The following is a 20,663-nucleotide window of genomic DNA, read 5'->3' on the forward strand; positions in this document are numbered from 1 at the left end:
ATATAAACATTAATCCTAATTAAGGATTATCGGCAAGAAAGTAACAGACTAATTAACACAAAGAAACAGTAAGATGCCCATTTTTAAGTTAAACGAGGATAGACTAACTTCCCTTAACGATACTACATTTGAATTAGAGCATATTAATGAGGCTAGAGATCTTCAAAAGTTCATTATCAATTCTATTGAGACCATAGAGAAAGACTTATTTGTATTAAGTAGTGAATTTGGTGATTGGGAAGAAAGTCGCCGAAGAATAGATATTCTCTGTTTGGACAAAGAAGCTAATCTTGTGGTTATAGAGCTAAAACGTACGGTTGACGGTGGCCATATGGAGCTTCAATCAATCAGGTATGCAGCAATGGTGGCCAATATGACCTTTGAAAAAGCGGTAAGGGCCCATGAGGTTTATGTAAACAAACTAGATAAAATTGACTATAACGCAGAAGAGGAGATTTTAGATTTTTTAGAATGGCCGGAAATCAATGAAGAAGATTTTGCCAACGACGTACGCATCATTTTGGTTTCTGCTGATTTCTCAATAGAGATAACGACATCGGTGCTATGGCTTATTGAGAGAAATATTGATATTAAATGCATTCGCATCAAACCCCAAAGGGATGAAGAAAACTTGTATTTTGATATTCAGCAAATCATCCCTCTACCGGAAACTGCTGATTACCAAGTAACCCTTCGAGAAAAAGTAGCCGAGCAAAGACAAGCAAGAAAAGAGAATCAAAGAGACCGCACAAAGTATATTTTTGAAAATGACGATAGACCTCTAGGCAAAGGAAGGTTTGTACTGGCTTTCATTAGAAAATATGTTCAAGACAATCCTGATACTTTTAACAATTACAAAATAAAGTTTCCTAGCGCTTTACAAGGCTCAACAGGCGTTATAAACTCCCTGACAGCAATTAGCCAAAAATTTGCTGGTAAAAACAGGAATAGACACTTTACCAATGACGATGAGATTCTAACGAGCACCGACAATATTCAATTTGCCGTTTCTACGGAATGGGGTATCATAAATATCCAAGGCATAATCGAATTGGCAAGAAAAGAAGGCTACTCTGTCCTAGAAGTATAAAACCTATATCATTTAGAATATCCATCCAATAAAAGGAAACTACAACAACTCTGTAATATTATGAAAGAATCAAAAGTAAATACGGAGTTAAGCAATCTTTACAACAAGTTTTTGATTGATTTTGAGAGAATAAAAAATAATATATCTGACGATAAACTAAATGGACCTTTTCTTTGCTCTCCAAACCAGAATTATATTAATGCCAAAACAAAGATCTTAGTGGTTGGCCAAGAAACAAAAGGATGGCCTAATCTAGAAAAAGGTATTGATGGCCTAATGGCCACCTATGAAGAGTTTAACTTAGGAATAAACTATACCCGTTCACCTTTTTGGCAATTCATGAGAAAATTGGAAAAGGTTTATGGCTTACAAAATTATTCATGCGCATGGACGAACTTGAATAAATATGATGTTGGAGAACAAAGACCTCTAGGTGCAAATGAGAAAGAAATAGCAACGGTTGATAAACTTTTGATTTCCGAGATTGAAATTTTAAAGCCGGATGTATGCTTATTTCTATTGGGACCTGATTTTGATTTTAGAATGAAAAAAACTTTTAAAGGATTAGAATTCCAATTCATAGATGGTTTTAAACAAAGACAATTTTCGAAGCTCTCACATCCTTCCCTTCCACTTAAAAGTTATAGAACTTACCATCCAAAGTATTTAAGACTGGCAAAATTAGAGGATAAAACTTTAGATGTTTTTGAACTGTAACGGCCAAGATAGATTGTCTGTTGTTATACACTACTATAACATTTGATTTTTAGAAATTTCGAGGTTCATTTGCAACCAATATCAAGAAATGTTCTTGCTAATTAATAATATAACCGTAAATTTTCTTTAACTATGGATAAAACGTTGTATAAAATATAATTAATAAAAACACAAAAGCCGCAACTTCAACAAGTTACGGCTTTTTTAAGCTCCCCCTCTTGGGCTCGAACCAAGGACCCTCTGATTAACAGTCAGATGCTCTAACCAACTGAGCTAAGGAGGAAAATATTTTCGCTTTGTTTATCTAAGCGGGTGCAAATATAAATGTTTTTTTTATTGTCCCAAACAAAATTTGCAATCTATTTTTCTGTTAGGTATCTATACAAGTCATTTCCGTTGGCAAACAGTATTAAGGCTAGCAATAAAAAGAAACCAACTATCTGTGCATATTCTAAAAACTTGTCGCTTGGTTTTCGTCCAGAGATCATTTCGTACAACAAGAACATTACGTGCCCACCATCTAATGCCGGAATAGGAAGTAAGTTCAACACGCCCAACATAATGGATAAGAAAGCTGTTGTTCCCCAAAATATCTCCCAGTTCCAAAACTCTGGAAAAAGTCCGCCAATGGCTGCAAAACCACCAACGCCCTTATATGCACCCGTGTCTGGATTAAAAATCTTCTTCAATTGTTTTAAATATCCTGTAAGTGTACTTACACCTTTATTTATTCCTGCAGGAACAGATTCAGCCAAAGTATATTTTTCTGTTTGAATGGATAAAAGTCCTCTTTTTTCCATTTCGTCCATAGTAGGCATTCCCGGACGCACTCCAATTTGTGCAGAATCGTTAATTACTACGGGTATAACTTTACGAACGCTATTCTCCCTTACAACGGTAAGATTTATTTTCTCTCCTTTGTGCTGCTCTAAAATAGGTTTCACCTCATCAAAATAGGCGATTTTCTGTCCCGCAATTTCTACTATTTCATCTTTAGGTTCAAGACCCGCATCTTTGTTCAATGACTCGGGAGAAACTTCTCCTATTAAAAAAGGAAAACGTGCGCTTAAAAAGCGAGCGCGATCTTTATCGTCTAGTAATGTAGCAATAAAATCTACCGGTATCTCCTTTTCAATGCTTTCACCATTGCGCTCTATGGTAATGTTACTACCATTAATAATGTCCATAAAGACACTATTAAAATCTTTTATTCTTTCACCGTCTACGGCTATTATCTTATCACCTGTTTGAATACCAAGTTCATCGCCAATGGTTTTTTCGGTCACATAAACACCATCTTTTAAGCTGTCTGCAGGTATAAATTTATCCCCATAAGCGTAAGCCATTCCAATATAAATAACCAGTGCCAGAATAAAGTTTACCGTTACCCCTCCCAACATAATAATTAGACGCTGCCAAGCCGGTTTGCTTCTAAATTCCCATTCCTTGGGTTCTTCGCTCATGGCCTCGGTATCCATACTTTCGTCAATCATACCGGCAATTTTTACATAACCTCCCAAGGGAAGCCAGCCAATGCCATAAACGGTTTCGCCTATTTTCTTTTTGAAAAGGGAAAACTTCACATCAAAGAACAAGTAAAACTTCTCTACACGCGTTTTAAATAATTTAGCTGGAATAAAATGCCCTAATTCGTGAAGTACAATCAACAAGGAAAGGCTTAAAAAAAATTGTATTGTCTTAATAACAAAGGGACTCATCTATATTTTCTATAATTAATGAACTCATCTTGAATTCAGCCGACAAAAGTACACTTTTACAGCCGCTTAAAAAAAATTACTAGTTGCCACCAATTGTTTTTAAGAAACATTTAGCAGCACTATTAGTATTTAACGGTTGAATGCTTGTACTGACTAACGTATCTTTACCAAAAAGATTATGCGCTCTTTTTTCGCTAAATATAAATTTTTTGGTCTGGTACTGTTTGGGCTTTCTTGCGTAATCATGTATCTATTTTATAACGCGCTACAACCACCCAAAATATTAACCATTTACCAACCTACAATGGTAAATCCGGAATTGGTAGACAGTACGCTTCAATACAAAAGAAAATACCATACCATTGCAGATTTTTCGTTGATAAATCAAAACGGCAAGACTATTACGCAATCAGATTATGCTGACAAAATTTATATAGCTGATTTCTTTTTTACCACCTGCCCAACTATTTGCCCTATTATGACCAAGAATATGGTTAGTATTCAGGAACGCATTAAAAATTTTGATGATGTAATGCTTTTATCGCACTCTGTAACACCAGAGATCGATTCCGTTGCGCAACTAAAAAAGTATGCCATAGAAAAAGGGGTAGACGATTCTAAATGGAACTTGGTTACAGGCGATAAAAAACAGATTTATGAATTGGCCCGCAAATCCTATTTAGCCGTAAAAACGGATGGTGATGGCGGACCTTTTGATATGATTCATACCGAAAATTTTATTTTGGTGGATAAGCAAAAACGCATCCGTGGGTTTTATGATGGCACCAATGAGGAAGAGGTTGAAAAGCTAATGGGCGATTTGAAAATCCTAATGACCTCAAACAAAGAGTAATGTAGTACCAGATTTAGACCGTATTTCATAAAAAAGCATTCTCAGAATAAACATACCGCTCTCTGTAATTCTTTCTTAAACTTTTATCAACCCAAAAACTTCTTCCGTTTTAAGATTTTTTGGGATGTAACCCATCAATTTTAGGATAATTTGTGCTACTTTTGCCTTACTTATAATCAATCTAAATAAACATTGACGGTAACGGTCGCACAGCTAAAAAAAGGGCAAAAGGGAATCATCAAAGAATTCGCAGATGACTCGCTGCCTATAAAACTGCTGGAATTAGGATGTCTTCCGGGAAATGAAATAGAGTTGGTACAAGTTGCACCTTTCAAAGACCCCATTTACGTGAATGTAAACGGTTCCCATATTGCCATTAGAAGAGAGACCGCAAAGCTCATTGAGTTGGAAATTTTAGAAGACACCACGGTTCTATGAGTAAACAAATAAATGTTGCACTTATAGGGAACCCAAATACCGGTAAAACTTCCGTTTTCAATCAACTGACCGGTCTAAATCAGAAAGTAGGTAATTACCCGGGTATTACAGTTGAAAAAAAAGAAGGTATTTGTAAATTACCCAGGGGTATTAAAGCACATATTCTAGATTTACCTGGCACCTACAGCTTAAACACTACCTCTTTGGATGAAAGCGTTGCCGTAGAATTGCTGTTGAACAAAAATGACAAGAACCACCCAGATGTGGCTATTGTTGTTTCCGATGTAGAAAACCTAAAGCGAAATCTTCTTCTATTCACACAAATAAAAGACCTTAAGATTCCTGCTATTCTAGTTATAAACATGGCAGACCGTATGTCTCGCAAAGGCATTTCGGTAGATATTCCCCTTTTGGAGGAAAAACTGAATACCAAGATTGCCTTGGTCAGTACTAGAAAAGGAGTTGGCATAGATAAATTAAAAGAGCTCATTGCCGATTATAAAAACCTTTCTACAATTCAGAATGTAAATATTACGGTAATTGCCCAGGAATATTTCAATAAATTAAAGGATGCTTTTCCTAATGAGGACCTATATAAATTATGGCTTGTAATTACGCAAGATGTTAATTTTATGCCTATTGAGAAAAAACTGTTTAAGGACGCTTCTTCTTTTGCCACCAAGTCAAAATCAGAGCTAAAGCGACTCCAACAGAAAGAAACTATCCTTAGGTATCAATTCATAAATGGTATTTTAAAGGAAACCTACAAAGTAGATTTGGCAATCGCTAAAGGGTTTAGAGCATCATTAGACAAAATTCTCACTCATAAAGTCTTTGGGTATATAATTTTTGTAGTAATTCTACTTACCATATTTCAAGGAATTTATGAGTGGAGTGGATATCCGCAGGATTTAATAGAAACATTTTTTGCATCAGCAAGTTCTTGGGTTAAGGAAACCATGCCACCAGGCGTATTCACGAACCTCATTGCAGAAGGTATTTTAACGGGTATTGGTGGTATTGCCATGTTCATTCCACAGATTGCTTTCCTGTTTCTGTTTATCTCTCTTTTAGAAGAAACCGGATACATGAGCCGGGTAGTCTTCTTAATGGACCGTCTTATGCGCCCATTTGGGTTAAGTGGAAAAAGCGTAGTGCCTTTAATGTCAGGAACCGCCTGTGCCATACCCGCTGTTATGGCCACCCGAACTATAGAAAACTGGAAAGAAAGACTAATTACTATTCTTGTTACACCATTTACTACCTGTTCGGCAAGACTACCTATTTACATTATCATCATTGCCCTGGTGATACCGGAAGGTAATTTTCTAGGGTTAGGTTATAAGGCTTTAACCTTAATGCTATTGTATTTACTGGGTTTTGGAGCCGCCATCTTTTCTGCCTTAATACTAAATAAAGTATTAAAAATAAAAGGTAGGTCGTTCTTTGTGGTTGAGATGCCAAACTACAAATTACCACTTCCTAAAAATGTTGCGTACACAGTTTGGGAAAAAACAAAAAGTTTTGTTCTTGGCGCCGGCAAAATAATATTAGCAATCTCAGTCGTACTATGGTTTTTAGGTTCTAATGGTTATGCCGATGATTTTAAAAATGCCGATGAAATCGTAGCGAAGCGTATAGAAAAGGAAGGGTTTTCAGATTTTAACTCAATCAGTATTGTAAGCGAATTATCTGCATATGAACTAGCTCTTAAAGACAGTATCAGCAATAATGTATACCAGATGGACGCTTCCGCCCTATCTGATTCCCTAGCCCAAAAACGATCTTTTCTTGAAGAAAAAGCCCTACACCAAGAAATTTCTAGCTTTAAGCTGGAGAATTCCTATATGGGCTATATGGGGAAAGCCATAGAACCTGTTGTCCACCCATTGGGCTATGATTGGAAGATAGGTATTGCTGTACTTACATCATTTGCTGCCCGCGAAGTATTTGTGGGCACTTTAGCTACAATTTATAGTGTGGGTAACGATGAGGAACAGACCATACAGAACCGTATGGCCGCAGAAATAAACCCAAAGACCAAAAAACCTTTGTTTAATTTGGCATCCGGTATTTCGCTGTTATTATTCTATGCGTTTGCCATGCAATGTATGAGTACCTTAGCTGTAGTAAAACGAGAAACGAATACTTGGAAATGGCCTGCGGCCCAATTGGTATTTATGAGTTCTTTTGCTTATATTGTTGCTTTAGTCGCCTATCAAATTTTAAAATAAAATGAGCATACTTCAACCCATATTGGTTTATATTGTTTTAGCCATTGCAGTAGGCTATTTGGTAAAGAAATTTCTTCTCCCTAAAGCATTGTTTACCCATAAAAAAGGAAACACCAAAGCTTGCGGACAAGATAGTTGCGGCTGTCATTAAAATATAATGACACAGTAGACACCTGAACTGTATGTGAGTAAATTCGTTAATAAAAGGATAAATTGGTATTAAAGAAATCAAAAAAGCCGTGCTTACTCCAAATGCAATTGCTTTTTTTGAACAGCCATTAGCCATGAACATGCCAAAATTCTTTCCTTACCTCTTCTACTTATTTCTTTTTTTTACATCATTTCAGCATGCCCAGAGTTTAACTTCAGTTATTGTAGATTCCGTTTCAAAAAAACCCATACCCTACGCCACGGTACAGTTGAATAATAGGGGAATGATTACCAATGAGGAAGGTAGGTTTAAATTTCTACTAAAAGATGCGGTAGAAGCCACTGATTCTCTTTTCATTTCTTGTATTGGCTACGAATCTATTGGCAGACCTATTTCAGAATTTACAGATAGTCTAATTTACCTACGGCCAAAAGCCATAGAGCTTCAAGAGGTTATCGTATCAAATAAGAATTATACGCCAGAGGAAATTATTGAACTGGTAGAGGATAACATAGAAAAAAACTACATTACCCGATTTTCTAAAAAACGACTATTTCTAAGAGAAACGTACCAGAGTAAAATTATAAAAACCGACTACCAGATAAAGAAATCTACCATTGACGCTTTCAATAAAAATTTCTTGGATAGCGTAATTCAAACTGTCCCAAAAAACAACATCTATTATACAGAGATGTTAGGCGACCTCTATGGTTCAGATGATGGTGACGAGCAAAAACTAGACCTTATAAAGGCCTCCGAACTCTATGACAAAAGTAAAGAGCTTGATGTAGAATTATTAGAAGAGAAATTTAATAAAATAGTAAAGGAAAATATTAAGACCGACTCCTATTTTAAGGTAAAGTCTGGCCTTTTTGGCACTAAGGTAGACGCAGAAGATATGGGTGATGTTTTTAAAGAGGAAATAGACTCTACCGATATTGCCGCCCTAAACAAACAGCTTGAGGAAGAGAAGAAAAAGAAAGATGAAAGACGTGAATTTTTTCTTGAATACAAACGAAAGACTTTAGGCAACCTTTTTGAAAACCTACCCATTTTTGATGATACGGATTACAACGTCATATATAGACCAAATCGTTATGAACTAACACTTGAAAACCATACGTATTTAGGAGACCAAGCTGTATATGTTATAAAGTTCGTACCTGATGGTTCTCCTGAATATGGAGGAATGCTCTATATAAACTCGGATGATTTCGCTCTTATACGTATGGATTTTGAGAATACGGAATCCCTTCGTGATTTTAAGCTCCTTGGCGTATCTATAAACGAATACTTAGCAAAAGGAAGTATTTTGTTCGATAAAGGCCCGGACCAAAAATACCATTTACGTTACTATAGTATCATCAAAGGTATACGCGCCGGATTTAAAAGGCCATTAACTATTATCGAAAAGAACAAAAATGTAAAAGGTAGACGCAAACAAAATGAATTAGCACTAAAAGTAGATGCTGCTTTCGGTAACATCAATCAATATGAACTAATTGTTTTTGATGAGAAACCGATCAACTCCGGACAATTTGAAGCATTTAAGGAAAAAACAGGCGTTCTACCCACTTATATGCCAGATTACGACCCCAACTTTTGGAAAGGTCATGATATTATAGAACCTAATCAGGCTATAAAGGAATTTACGTCAGAAGTACAATCAGAAAATTAAATTAGGTTCCGGACAAAGCTGAACAGCAACAATGCCCAACCACACACCAACAGTAATCCGCCAACGGGCGTAATAGGGCCTAAAAAGCGTAGTTTTTTTCCTTTTGCAGAACTAATGACCAAAGCATATATGCTGAAAGAAAATAATAACGTTCCAATTACAAAGCAATAGACCATATACTGCTGAAAAGGCACATCCATATTAAAATTAAAGCCAATGACTAACAATAAGATGGCATGGTACATCTGATATTTAACACCGGTTTCAAAACTTTTAAGCTGTTCTTCAGAAAGTATTTTTTTTAAGGCATGCGCTCCAAAAGCACCAAACACTACTGCCAAAAGACCATATAACGCACCAAAAATCTGAGCCACTAGAACCATGAATTAATTTTGTTCCAAAGATAGGTGTTGCCGTTTCTAAAACAAATAGCCAACCGAAAGTCGGTTGGCTATTTCAATATGCGGTTTTATGAAATTCTATCCTTGATCGTTATAGAAGAACTGCTCTTTTACAATTTTCCCGTCTTGCACTTCGTACACAGCAATTTCAGATGATGTAGACCTCTGCCCAGATGGTTTATGAGTAGTGTCCATAGTAAATTTTACGGAGAACCAATTATCCGCCACAACAGGGTCCGAAGCTTTACTACTATGAACTTCAAAATTTTCTTGCCACCATTCCCCTTTTTTCTTGATACCTTCAAAACCTTCTACATAAGCACCTTCTGCTTTGCCATCGTTTTCGATGCTTACGATTTTATCGCTATACAATTGTTGATAGGGCTTTTCATAATCTCCCTCATTACACCACGCTACTAACTTAGAAGCAATTTCATCTGTTTCCATGATTGTTTGTTTAATGATTAAGTAAACAAAATACAACACATTATCCTGAATAACAAAGGACTGTAGATAATTTAAAACGAAATTAATGTGAAAAAGGAAACTAACCTTTGGTTTAGAATAGTACTCAGGCTTTTAGTTAGGCTCAACAGTTAACTTACTGGAAAGCAGATCGTATATCTGCTGAGTATCTGTCGAATCTTTGAGGTTAATGAAAAGTTTCAAAGAATCATGATGTACAATTTTTATCTTCTGATTCTCATAATTATCCACATAGACATACACTTTTTTGTCGGTAAGTGAATCTTTAAAGTCCCTAAAAACACCTTTTTCCTTATTAAAGGCAGAAAATCCATTAAGTCTTACCATAGGTGGTATCTTTTCCACAAAATCCACACTATCCAATTCGGAAAAAGGAACTTCTTGCAAGTAAAATCCGGATAATACTTTTAGACCCGAAGCATCGGTTTTAGTCCAGTTTTTATAATGCAGAACAAAGGCAAAAAGGCAAATGATTATAGTAATTACGCCCAAAATATTCCACAATACATGACCTTTTTTCTGCATATCAATAGTAATTTCTCATTTTGAATACCGTTGGGTGCTCTACACCATTCAATTACTCTATGAACGTACAAAAGTGGCGAAAATTTCCGATGGTGGTTAAAATTTTATAAGCTACATCAGATATAACTTGCTAAGACCTCATTATATACCTAATTTAGTTTAGAGTTTAAGAGAAGGTCCAACCTAGAAAGAATTGAACCTTTAACCCCAATCATATTCAAATTTATGACCCAAAAGACCCAAGAAGACAAAAGGTTAGAAGACCATTACAATAAGAAAAAAGATTGGCTAAAGTGGGGACCATACCTAAGTGAAAGGCAGTGGGGTACGGTACGCGAAGATTATAGTGCCAATGGAGATGCTTGGAATTACTTGCCTCATGACCACGCCAGAAGTAGAACCTATCGTTGGGGAGAAGATGGTATTGCAGGTATTTCAGACCGCTATTGTAACATCTGTTTTTCAGTGGCATTATGGAACGGCAAGGACCCTATTTTAAAGGAGCGTTTGTTTGGGCTTACCGGACCGCAAGGAAATCATGGTGAGGATGTTAAAGAACTCTATTACTATTTAGAGAACACACCTTCACACTCCTACATGAAGCATCTTTACAAATATCCTCAAAATGAGTTTCCTTATAATCAATTAGTATCGGAAAACCGCAATAGAGGGAAACATGACACAGAGTTTGAGCTGTTGGATACCGGTGTTTTTGATAACAATGAATATTTTGATGTCCATACGGAATATGCGAAAGCTGCAGGAGAAGATATTTTAATAAAGATATCCGTTAGTAACCGTGGCCCAAAAGAAGCTAAGGCCGTTGTTTTACCCACCCTTTGGATTCGGAATTTCTGGAGTTTTACGGGGATGGAGAAAAAGCCCGTGATCAAAAAAAAAGGTACAAAAAAAGCGCCGCATGTATCTGTAGACCACAGTTACGTTGGCAAATACAATCTCTACTTTGATTCACCTTCTAGAGTTCTTTTTACAGAGAACGAAACCAATACGGAACGCGTGTTTAACGGTACCAACGAACATCCGTTTAAAAAAGATCTCTTTCATGATGCGGTAATTGGCAATGATTTTTCATTAGCCGAAAAAAATATAGAGGGAACCAAGTGCGCACCAATGTATGAATTGAACTTGGCGCCCGGTGAAACCCAAACCATTAAATTACGGCTTTCCCCCCAAGATGTTGCTACCCCTATTGACGACACTTTTGAAGCTGTTTTTAAGGAAAGAATTAAAGAATCACAATCTTTTCTTGAATCTATAACAGAAAACTCATCTGACGAAGAACGGGAAATTCAGAAGCAAGCTTTTGCAGGTTTACTATGGACAAAGCAATACTATAATTACGAGGTAGAACAATGGTTGCAGGGCGATCCTGGAACTCATCCGCCACATGAGCGAAAACATGGTCGTAATAGTACTTGGAAAACTTTTAGGAATCATGATATTCTATCCATGCCAGATGCTTGGGAATACCCTTGGTTCGCTGCTTGGGATTCTGCTTTTCACTGTGTTACTTTCTCTATGGTGGACCATGAATTTGCCAAGAAGCAACTTTTACTCTTTACCAAAGAATGGTACATGGCTCCAAACGGTCAAATACCGGCTTACGAGTGGAATTTTAGTGATGTAAATCCTCCTGTGCAAGCATGGGCCGCTATTCAAATCTATCAGATGGAACAGCGCAAAACCGGTAAGGGTGACCTTAGCTTTTTAAAGCGAATGTTCAATAAACTGGCATTAAACTTTACTTGGTGGGTAAATAGAGAGGATAGCCTAAATAATAATGTATTTGAAGGAGGGTTCCTTGGGCTCGATAATATTGGGGTTTTTGACCGTAGTAACGGTATTCCCGGTGGTGGTGTTTTGGAACAAGTAGATGGCACCTCTTGGATGGCACTTTACTGTTTGAATATGCTTGAAATTGCCCTTGAAATAGCAATGCATGACGATACCTTTGAGGATATGGCCCTGAAATACTTTGGCCATTTTGTTTTCATTGCCGAAGCTTTAAATAAAATTACTGAAGGTTCAATGAATTCGTGGGATGAGAAGGAAGGCTTCTTCTATGATACACTCATCTTGCCCGACGGTAAAAAAATACCGATCAAAGTCCGATCTATATCTGGTCTTTTATCATTGGCAGCTGTTCTAAATATTCGTAAAGAGTGCTTAAATAAACTTCCTAGGTTTAAAGCAAGTATGGACTGGTACCGAAAATACCGTGTTGAAACTGAAAAATATCAAGTCGTAGAAGAATATCACCCAGACAAGGATGTACTACTGTCACTAGTTCCTAAAAAACGCTTGGATATTTTAATTCATAGCATTTTAGATGAATCCGAGTTTTTAGGAGATTATGGTATACGTTCTTTATCTAAAGCACACGAGACCAAATATCAAATCGAAATCAATGGTTCTATATACGGCATAGATTATGAATCCGCAGAATCGTCAACAGATTTGTTTGGAGGAAATTCAAACTGGCGTGGACCTATCTGGATGCCAATGAACTATCTTTTCATTAGTTCATTTAAGGAATACCACAACTATTTTGGAGACAATCTAAAATTTTCCTATCCTTCAGGAAGCGACAATCAGTTAAATTTAAAGGAGATAGGTTTTGAAATCAGCAAGAGACTAATTGGTATTTTTAGAAAAGACGAAAATGGAAACCGACCGGTAAATGAATTGGACAAAGATAAATATACTGATGAGTATTTTAAAGATTTAATCTTGTTCTATGAGTATTTTGATGGTAACAATGGTAGAGGTGTAGGCGCCTCTCACCAAACCGGGTGGACCGCCTTGGTTGCGAATCTTATTGAAGAAATCAATAGATAAGCAAACAAGCTTTAAGCAACAGGTGATTCTAGAATAATAGGACTCTTTATGGTGAAGGTAAACGTTGAGCCTTCACCTATCTGAGAAACCACGGTGATAATTCCACCGAGACCTTCAACTACTTTTTTTACGGTTGCTAATCCAATACCTGTTCCTTTTTCGCCATACCTGTCTTGCTCAGAAATGATTTCGAAGATTTTAAAGATTTTCTCTTGGTCCTCTTTATGAATTCCCGGTCCATTATCCTTCACGGCAAATTCGTAAAAGCTATCGCTTTCTTTAATCTCTAACTCTATTTCAATATTAGGTTTGTCATTGTACTTAACTGCGTTCGCAATTAGGTTTATTAAAATTTGCTCTACTGCTACCTTATTGGCATAAATAGAATCTAAATCACTTTTTACAGTTATAGAGCATTCCTTATGGCCTCCAAAAAGTTCCGAAATTGACTTCTGTAAATCAGTTAAACGTATAATAGTTTTATCTTCTATTTTATATTGACCTGATTTACTGTAATTAAGCAATCCGGTAATAAGCTTTTTCAAAGTTTCCGAAGAAGATTTTATAAACTCTATTATTTGTTTACCCTCATCATCCATTTTGGGGGCATAGAAATCATTTAAACAATTAGAAAGAGTAATGATATTATTGAGCGGAGATTTTAAATCGTGAGCTGCCACCGCCGCAAAATTATCAAGTTCTTTATTAGCCAATTCCAGTTCTTCATTAGCCTTCTCCAGTTGCATTTTATTTTTCCGAAGTTCCAAAAGATTCATAACCTGATCGGAAAGAATTTTTAAAGCATTTAACTGACTTTCCGTAAGTTGTTTCGGCTTATGATCAATTACACAAAGTGTTCCCAAAGGTAAACCACTGGCACCATTTAAAGTAACACCCGCATAGAAAATAACATTGGGATCACCCACTACAATGGGGTTATCATGAAAGCGCTCATCTTTTGTAGCATCTTCAATGACAAATACATTACTAGGTTCATGAATCGTATGCCCACAAAAGGAGTACTTTCTTTCTGTTTCACTAACATCTAACCCCTGTCTAGCCTTGAACCATTGGCGATCTTTATCTAGAAGTGTTATAACAGATATTGGAGTTCCGCATATCTCAGATGCCAATAGAACCAAATTATCATAATCATCTTCTAATTCTGTATCCAGAATAGAATAGGATTGCAACAGCTCTAGACGTTCTGCTTCATTTTCATGATTTTCGGGGGCTATCATAAGCTTGGATTTTCACAAACTGACCGTTTTGAATAAAAAGTCAGTCTTAATATCAAACGAAGTTCTATTAATTATCTTGTATGTCATAAAGTTAAATAAATTAAGTAAAAGTATTCCTACATTTAACACAATTAACCGAACAACAACAAACGCAAAAACCCAATTATCAAGACCTATGCACACAATTTAGGTTAAATCTACCCTAAGCCAACGTCTAGCGTCATCATTATAATAAAGCCTCCAATAAAACCCATAGTGGCAATATCCGTATATTTATCCTGTTGTGTTTCCGGTATTACTTCCTCTACTACAACAAAAATCATGGCTCCTGCAGCAAACGACAAGGCATAAGGCAAAATAGGCTGAAAAGTCATAACCGCCCATGCTCCCAATACCGCAGCAATTGGCTCTACCAATGCAGATGCTTGCCCGTACATAAAACTTTTCGTTCTACTAAGACCTTGTCTTCTTAACGGCATAGCCACGGCAAAACCTTCCGGAAAATTTTGCAAACCAATACCTAAAGCCAAGGCTACCGCTCCACCAATACTGGCACCATCAAACCCCGCAGCAACGCCGCCAAAAAGTACACCTACGGCCAAACCTTCAGGAATGTTATGTAGTGTTATTGCCAATGTTAAGAGAGTTGTCCGGTGCCAGGGCGTCTTAATTCCTTCCTTTTCGCTCTCTTTAAAATTAATATGTAAATGCGGTAAAATTTTGTCCAATCCAAAAATAAAGAGCGACCCCAAAAGAAAACCAACGGCCGCCGGTATAACCTTTACGAAACCCTCCCCCGGGCTCATTTCAATACCTGGCGCCAATAGGCTCCAAAAACTGGCCGCCACCATAACACCTCCCGTAAATCCAAGCATTCCATCTAACAACGCTCTGTTCATTCCTTTAAAGAAAAAGACCAAGGCTGCACCTGCAGCAGTAAGACCCCAAGTAAATAACGTAGCATAGAAAGCCGCTAAAACTGGGTCTATTGACTCAAAATAATCTATTACCTGTTCCATATTATTCTGTTATTTTAAGATATAGATTTGCTGCAATTTGGTCTGAGATACGAATATCCTCTCCTTTTACCTGAATATACAGTGAACCATCAAATTCTTCCTTTTCCAATACTAAAATGGTGTCCCCTAAAGCAATTTTATTTTTATCCAAAAATTTTAGGAACGGTGCAGATGAATCCCTAACCCCAACACATGTGCCACTAGTACCAACAGGTATCTCGTTCAAAAGTTTCTTGACGGCTTTTTTAAATTCCCCATTTTTAGAAGGAATAGGGTCGCCATGAGGATCTACTTGCGGAAAGCCTAAAAGTTTATCCAAACTATCGGTCAATTTCTCACTCTTAATGTGTTCCAATTGCTCGGCTACCTCGTGCACCTCGTCCCAAGCAAAGTTTAACTTCTCTACCAAAAAAACTTCCCAAAGCCTATGTTTTCTAACAAGCGTTAAAGCCACCTTTAGTCCATACTCTGTAAGACATACTCCTTTATATTTTTTATAATTCGCTACGCCTTTATCCGAAAGTTTCTTTACCATATCCGTCACTGAGGATGGCTTGGTACTCATCTGCTCTGCAACCTCATTGGTAGAAACAATACTATTCTCACCCTTTCCTAGGTGATAAATAGCTTTTATATAATCTTCTTCTGAAAGTGTCATAAAATTTCAATCACACAAAAATACATTTTTATATCTAAAAACAAATATTTAGATTTGTCTAAAATTTGATTTTTGTCAATGAAAAATAACTTACATTACCGCTTATTTTTCCTTATATTCATTCTAGTTGTTGGTGTTACAAGCGCCCAAAACAACAGTGTAAGTGGAAAAATAACGGATACAGAAGGTCCGGTTCCTTTTGCCAATCTCTATTTAAAAGGAACAACATATGGAACATCAGCAAATGAAGATGGTTCATATTCCCTAGAAAAGATTCCGTCGGGGACCTATATATTGAAGGTTTCCGCCATAGGCTATCAAAATTTCTCTACTAAGATCACATTTGAAAACAATGAAGATAAGTCGCTCGATATTAAGCTAAGTCAAGCTTCTGAGCAACTAGAGGAAATGGTGGTGAGTGGAACCTTAAAAGCGGTAAGCCGTTCTGGGAGTCCAGTGCCTGTAGAAGTTTATAGTCCTACTTTTCTTAAAAAAAATCCCACAGCAAGTATTTTTGAAGCGCTACAAAACGTAAATGGTGTTCGTCCTCAGATTAATTGTAATGTGTGTAATACAGGCGATATTCATATTAACGGACTTGAAGGCCCTTACACACTAGTACTAATTGACGGCATGCCTATTGTGAGTGGTTTGGGTACGGTTTACGGTCTTTCCGGAATACCTAATTCTTTAATTGAACAAATAGAAATTGTAAAAGGACCTGCTTCTAGTCTTTACGGAAGTGAAGCCGTTGGCGGACTCATAAACATTATTACCAAGAACACTCTAGATGCACCGGATTTCTTTGCTGACGCCTTTGTAAGCGGTTGGGGAGAAGCAAATCTTGATGTAGGGGCAAAAGCCAGCATTGGGAAAAAAACTGATATGTTATTAGGTATCAACTATTTTAATTATTCAAACCCAATTGATAACAACGGTGATAATTTTACTGATCTTACTTTACAAGACCGTATTTCCGTTTTTCAAAAATGGAACTTTCAACGTAAAGAAAACCGTATATTCTCTCTTGCAGGACGTTTTTTCTACGAAGACCGCTGGGGTGGAGAAATGCAATGGACACCAGAGTTTAGAGGTGGTGATGAAATTTATGGCGAAAGTATATATACACGTAGATGGGAAGTTTTGGGCAAATACCAACTACCCATAGAAGAAAAGGTTCTTTTCTCTTTCTCATATAATGACCACAACCAAAACTCGGTTTACGGCGATGTACCGTATTTAGCCGATCAGCGCATAGGTTTTGGGCAATTTACTTGGGACAAGAAATTAGAAAATCATGATATATTAGTCGGTACGGCCTTACGCTACAATTATTATGATGACAATACTACGGCAACCGTAACTGCAGATGAAGTGGTTATACCCAGTCTATTCGTACAAGATGAAATTTCATTTATCGAACAGCACTCTCTTTTATTAGGTATGCGTTATGATTATGATAAAAGACATGGGAGTATTTATACCCCAAGAATGGCGTATAGATATAAAATTACGGATAATGATATCTTACGTTTCAATGCAGGTACTGGTTTTAGGGTTGTTAATTTATTTACGGAAGACCATGCCGCATTAACCGGCGCTAGAGATGTAATTGTTACTGAAGCGCTGGACCCAGAAAGGTCTTTCAACATGAATATCAACTATCTAAAAAAGATTTATGCAGATAATGGCACGTTCGTAAGCTTGGATGCATCAGTTTTTTACACACATTTCAGCAATGCTATTCTACCGGATTACGACACTAACCCTAACCAGATTATCTATGATAACCTAAACGGAAAATCGGTATCTAAAGGAGCCAGTGCCAATATTGACGTTTCATTCCCTAGCGGATTTAAATTTTTAATTGGAGCTACGGTTCAAGATGTAAGTCAAACAGAAGGTGGTGTTACCACAAGACAAATTCTTACCGAAAGCTATACTGGTACTTGGACTGCCTCCTACCAGTTTAAAAGACTTAATTTGTCCGTAGACTATTCCGGAAACATTTACGGCCCCATGCGTTTACCAACACTTGGAGATACCGACCCGCGAAGTGACTATTCGCCAGCTTGGAGCATACAGAACGTACAATTTACTTGGAAGGGGCTAGAAAATTTTGAGTTCTATGGAGGAGTAAAAAATCTGTTAGACTGGACCCCAAACCGCGGTAATCCCTTTATCATTGCACGGGCAAATGACCCTTTTGACAAAAATGTAACTTTTGAAGACGGGAGTGGCAATACCTATATAGGTGCACAAAATGTGCCCGATTCTGCTTCTGGTATTTCCGCTGTAGCTACACCTAATAACCCGGATGCTTTAACTTTTGATCCGTCGTACGTCTATGGACCAAATCAAGGTATTCGAGGATTTTTTGGTTTGAGGTATCGTATTAATTAAAATCTCAATAGGCTTGAATAGAATCGCTATTTTTGAAAAAGTAACGACCATATTCAGCTTTTGGAAAAGACAACACATTTTGACTATATCATCATAGGTGCAGGAGCTGCAGGATTAATGCTTGCTAATGCAATGGTAAATGATGACTTCTTTTCAAAAAAATCTATTTTACTGCTTGATAAAGATGCAAAAACGTCAAATGATAGAACTTGGTGTTTTTGGGAAAAAGGCGAAGGCCAGTTTGATTCTATAGTTTCTAAAACATGGAATCATATTTATTTTGGAAGTAAAAATTTCTCTAAAGATTATGCCATTGCCCCCTATCAATACAAAATGGTTCAGGGAATAGATTTTTACAAGACCTATTTTGAAACACTGAAAGACAGCCAAAACGTTATCTATAGGCAACAAGAAGTACTCAATGTCAAAGAAAAAGGCTCAAAAATTTTAGTAAAAACAACTAATGCCAATTACTCCGCATCCAAAGTCTTTAACAGTATCTTCGATTACAAAATGGCGACCCACCAGAAAAAATATCCAGTATTACAACAGCATTTTTTAGGGTGGACCATAAAAACCGAAAAACCCGTTTTCAATCCAGATCAAGCCACCTACATGGATTTTTCTGTTCAACAAAAAGGAAATACACGCTTCATGTACATCCTTCCTTTTTCTGAAAACGAAGCCTTAGTAGAATATACCCTCTTTTCAGAAAAACGCCTTTCAAAAGAAGAGTATGAAGATGCCTTAGCCAACTACCTTCAGAAAAAATTAAAATGTGGCAGTTACGAAATTACGGAAATAGAAAAAGGAAGTATACCTATGACCGCATATAGTTTTAATGAACATCACACTGAAAACTTACGCTATATAGGTACTGCTGGTGGGTGGGCCAAACCTAGTACGGGTTATACTTTTATGAGTACTTCAAAGAAAATTCCCGTATTGATTTCATTCCTAAAAACCGGTAAACCTTTAAACGAGTTAAGCTTTAAAAATAGATTTTGGTTCTATGATTTGCTATTTCTAGATGTCCTAGCCAAAAGAAATGGTCAAGGGCACCAAATATTTGAATCACTTTTCAAGAAGTGCCCACCCCAATTAATTTTTAAATTCCTAGATGAACAAACTTCCCTTTTTGAAGATTTAAAATTCATATCTGCTTGTCCTACTACGCTGTTCTTAAAGGCTCTGTTTAATAGGCTAATCTAAACCCTCCTTCGCATTAACCCTTCTCCAAAATCATGTAGAATTTCTTTTTTATTATCAGAGATATCAAGTGTATTTAAAAGTTTAAAAGCACGTTGCGTGTAATCTTCAATTGCTTTTTGGGTGTACTCCGCAGAACCGGTTTGATTGAAAATCTCTTTAATAGTTTCAATTTTAGCGGAAGGATCTTTCGGCTGAATAGAATACATATCCAACAATTCTTTCTGCTGCACTTCCGAACCTAATTCTAGAGCATTTAAATACAAATACGTTTTTTTATTTTCAATAATGTCACCTCCTACTTGCTTACCAAAAGTTTTTGGATCCCCAAAGGCATCTAAATAGTCATCTTGTAATTGGAACGCCAGACCTAGATTCAATCCAAAATTATAGATTTCACTCTGCTCCTTTTCCGATGCCTTAGCAATAATCGCACCCATTTGCAAAGCCGCAGCTACCAATACAGCAGTTTTATATTCTATCATTTTAAGGTACTCCGGTAAAGTTACATCATCTCTTTCCTCAAAATCTATATCATATTGCTGACCCTCACAGACCTCTAATGCGGTCTTACTAAAAAGTTTAGCCAAGTTCTTGAAAGTGTCTCCATCATAATTTTCAAATAGCTGATATGCAGTAATAAGCATTGCGTCACCAGAAAGAATGCCTGTATTAATATCCCATTTTTCATGCACAGTGGATTTTCCCCTCCTTAAAGGCGCATCATCCATTATATCATCATGAACCAAAGAGAAATTATGAAACGTCTCTACAGCTAAAGCAGCATCTAACGCAACCTTATAATCAGCTTCAAATATTTCAGCGGATAATAATGTGAGTACGGGTCGTAAGCGTTTACCTCCTAATCCTAAAATATAGGAAATAGGACTATATAGGTTCTTTGGCTCTTTTTTAATTGCCTTTTGCTCTAAAAACGATATAAACTCTGATCGGTAAAATTCTATGGAATGCATTCAAGGAAA

General features: G+C 36.8%; 18 protein-coding genes and 1 tRNA gene. 10 read left to right on the forward strand and 9 right to left on the reverse strand.

The genetic code is table 11. The features are described 5' to 3' along the window. The first annotated feature begins 73 nt into the window (after window positions 1-73). Together KO521_RS15170 and KO521_RS15175 are read left to right on the forward strand one after the other, a co-directional pair. The gene (locus KO521_RS15170) at window positions 74-1,090 is read left to right on the forward strand and encodes an endonuclease NucS domain-containing protein (protein WP_215940762.1); all 1,017 of its coding nucleotides are present in this window, start codon (window positions 74-76) and stop codon (window positions 1,088-1,090) included. 60 nt (window positions 1,091-1,150) lie between these two features. Next, on the forward strand, window positions 1,151-1,807 hold the full coding sequence (locus tag KO521_RS15175) for a hypothetical protein (RefSeq protein WP_215940763.1): 657 nt from the start codon (window positions 1,151-1,153) through the stop codon (window positions 1,805-1,807). Window positions 1,808-2,016: 209 nt separating this feature from the next. Here the strand turns inward: KO521_RS15175 and KO521_RS15180 are convergent. Together KO521_RS15180 and rseP are read right to left on the reverse strand one after the other, a co-directional pair. Further along, window positions 2,017-2,090: transfer RNA gene (locus tag KO521_RS15180), tRNA-Asn, on the reverse strand. Between the two features lie 76 nt (window positions 2,091-2,166). After that, complete coding sequence (gene rseP / locus KO521_RS15185) at window positions 2,167-3,525, reverse strand: RIP metalloprotease RseP (RefSeq protein ID WP_215940764.1); 1,359 nt, start codon at window positions 3,523-3,525, stop codon at window positions 2,167-2,169. Between the two features lie 178 nt (window positions 3,526-3,703). Between rseP and KO521_RS15190 the strand changes: the two genes are divergently transcribed. The 5 genes from KO521_RS15190 (at window position 3,704) to KO521_RS15210 (ending at window position 8,879) form a co-directional block, all read left to right on the forward strand. Further along, the gene (locus KO521_RS15190) at window positions 3,704-4,378 is read left to right on the forward strand and encodes an SCO family protein (protein ID WP_215940765.1); all 675 of its coding nucleotides are present in this window, start codon (window positions 3,704-3,706) and stop codon (window positions 4,376-4,378) included. A gap of 192 nt (window positions 4,379-4,570) precedes the next feature. Further along, complete coding sequence (locus KO521_RS15195; protein WP_215940766.1) at window positions 4,571-4,816, forward strand: FeoA family protein; 246 nt, start codon at window positions 4,571-4,573, stop codon at window positions 4,814-4,816. Next, window positions 4,813-7,050 (forward strand): ferrous iron transport protein B, encoded by a 2,238-nt coding sequence (gene feoB / locus KO521_RS15200; protein WP_215940767.1) that lies wholly within the window; start codon window positions 4,813-4,815, stop codon window positions 7,048-7,050. Before KO521_RS15195 ends, feoB begins: the two co-directional genes overlap by 4 nt. Window position 7,051: 1 nt before the next feature. Continuing rightward, window positions 7,052-7,201, forward strand: coding sequence for a hypothetical protein (locus KO521_RS15205; RefSeq protein ID WP_215940768.1), 150 nt, complete (start codon window positions 7,052-7,054; stop codon window positions 7,199-7,201). A gap of 88 nt (window positions 7,202-7,289) precedes the next feature. After that, complete coding sequence (locus KO521_RS15210; protein WP_354668214.1) at window positions 7,290-8,879, forward strand: carboxypeptidase-like regulatory domain-containing protein; 1,590 nt, start codon at window positions 7,290-7,292, stop codon at window positions 8,877-8,879. Here KO521_RS15210 and KO521_RS15215 read toward each other — a convergent pair. From KO521_RS15215 to KO521_RS15225, 3 genes are all read right to left on the reverse strand, one after another. Further along, window positions 8,876-9,262 carry a DUF423 domain-containing protein gene (locus KO521_RS15215; protein WP_215940769.1) on the reverse strand — a complete coding sequence of 129 codons (387 nt, stop codon included), beginning with the start codon at window positions 9,260-9,262 and terminating at the stop codon, window positions 8,876-8,878. The two genes, KO521_RS15210 and KO521_RS15215, sit on opposite strands and share 4 nt — an antisense overlap. Window positions 9,263-9,358: 96 nt before the next feature. Then, complete coding sequence (locus tag KO521_RS15220) at window positions 9,359-9,727, reverse strand: nuclear transport factor 2 family protein (protein ID WP_215940770.1); 369 nt, start codon at window positions 9,725-9,727, stop codon at window positions 9,359-9,361. Window positions 9,728-9,859: 132 nt separating this feature from the next. After that, complete coding sequence (locus KO521_RS15225; RefSeq protein WP_215940771.1) at window positions 9,860-10,291, reverse strand: hypothetical protein; 432 nt, start codon at window positions 10,289-10,291, stop codon at window positions 9,860-9,862. Between the two features lie 225 nt (window positions 10,292-10,516). Here KO521_RS15225 and KO521_RS15230 point away from each other — a divergent pair, with 225 nt between their 5' ends. Beyond that, window positions 10,517-13,150, forward strand: a complete 2,634-nt coding sequence (locus tag KO521_RS15230) for an MGH1-like glycoside hydrolase domain-containing protein (protein ID WP_215940772.1) — start codon at window positions 10,517-10,519, stop codon at window positions 13,148-13,150. An 11-nt stretch (window positions 13,151-13,161) separates the two neighbouring features. Here KO521_RS15230 and KO521_RS15235 read toward each other — a convergent pair whose 3' ends face one another. From KO521_RS15235 to KO521_RS15245, 3 genes are all read right to left on the reverse strand, one after another. After that, a complete protein-coding gene (locus KO521_RS15235) occupies window positions 13,162-14,391 on the reverse strand; it encodes a sensor histidine kinase (RefSeq protein ID WP_215940773.1) in 1,230 nt (409 codons plus the stop codon). Between the two features lie 197 nt (window positions 14,392-14,588). Next, complete coding sequence (locus tag KO521_RS15240; protein WP_215940774.1) at window positions 14,589-15,410, reverse strand: ZIP family metal transporter; 822 nt, start codon at window positions 15,408-15,410, stop codon at window positions 14,589-14,591. Window position 15,411: 1 nt separating this feature from the next. Then, the gene (locus tag KO521_RS15245) at window positions 15,412-16,068 is read right to left on the reverse strand and encodes a metal-dependent transcriptional regulator (RefSeq protein ID WP_215940775.1); all 657 of its coding nucleotides are present in this window, start codon (window positions 16,066-16,068) and stop codon (window positions 15,412-15,414) included. A 78-nt stretch (window positions 16,069-16,146) separates the two neighbouring features. Between KO521_RS15245 and KO521_RS15250 the strand changes: the two genes are divergently transcribed. After that, window positions 16,147-18,471 carry a TonB-dependent receptor gene (locus tag KO521_RS15250; protein ID WP_215940776.1) on the forward strand — a complete coding sequence of 775 codons (2,325 nt, stop codon included), beginning with the start codon at window positions 16,147-16,149 and terminating at the stop codon, window positions 18,469-18,471. A 60-nt stretch (window positions 18,472-18,531) separates the two neighbouring features. Beyond that, on the forward strand, window positions 18,532-19,683 hold the full coding sequence (locus tag KO521_RS15255; RefSeq protein ID WP_252730083.1) for a lycopene cyclase family protein: 1,152 nt from the start codon (window positions 18,532-18,534) through the stop codon (window positions 19,681-19,683). Here the strand turns inward: KO521_RS15255 and KO521_RS15260 are convergent. Further along, entirely contained in the window at window positions 19,680-20,654 is a 975-nt protein-coding gene (locus tag KO521_RS15260) for a polyprenyl synthetase family protein (protein ID WP_215940777.1), read from the reverse strand. The two genes, KO521_RS15255 and KO521_RS15260, sit on opposite strands and share 4 nt — an antisense overlap. Window positions 20,655-20,663 lie beyond the last annotated feature (9 nt).

The organism is Zobellia uliginosa (assembly GCF_018860745.1).
GTDB classification, from domain to species: Bacteria; Bacteroidota; Bacteroidia; order Flavobacteriales; family Flavobacteriaceae; genus Zobellia; species Zobellia uliginosa_B.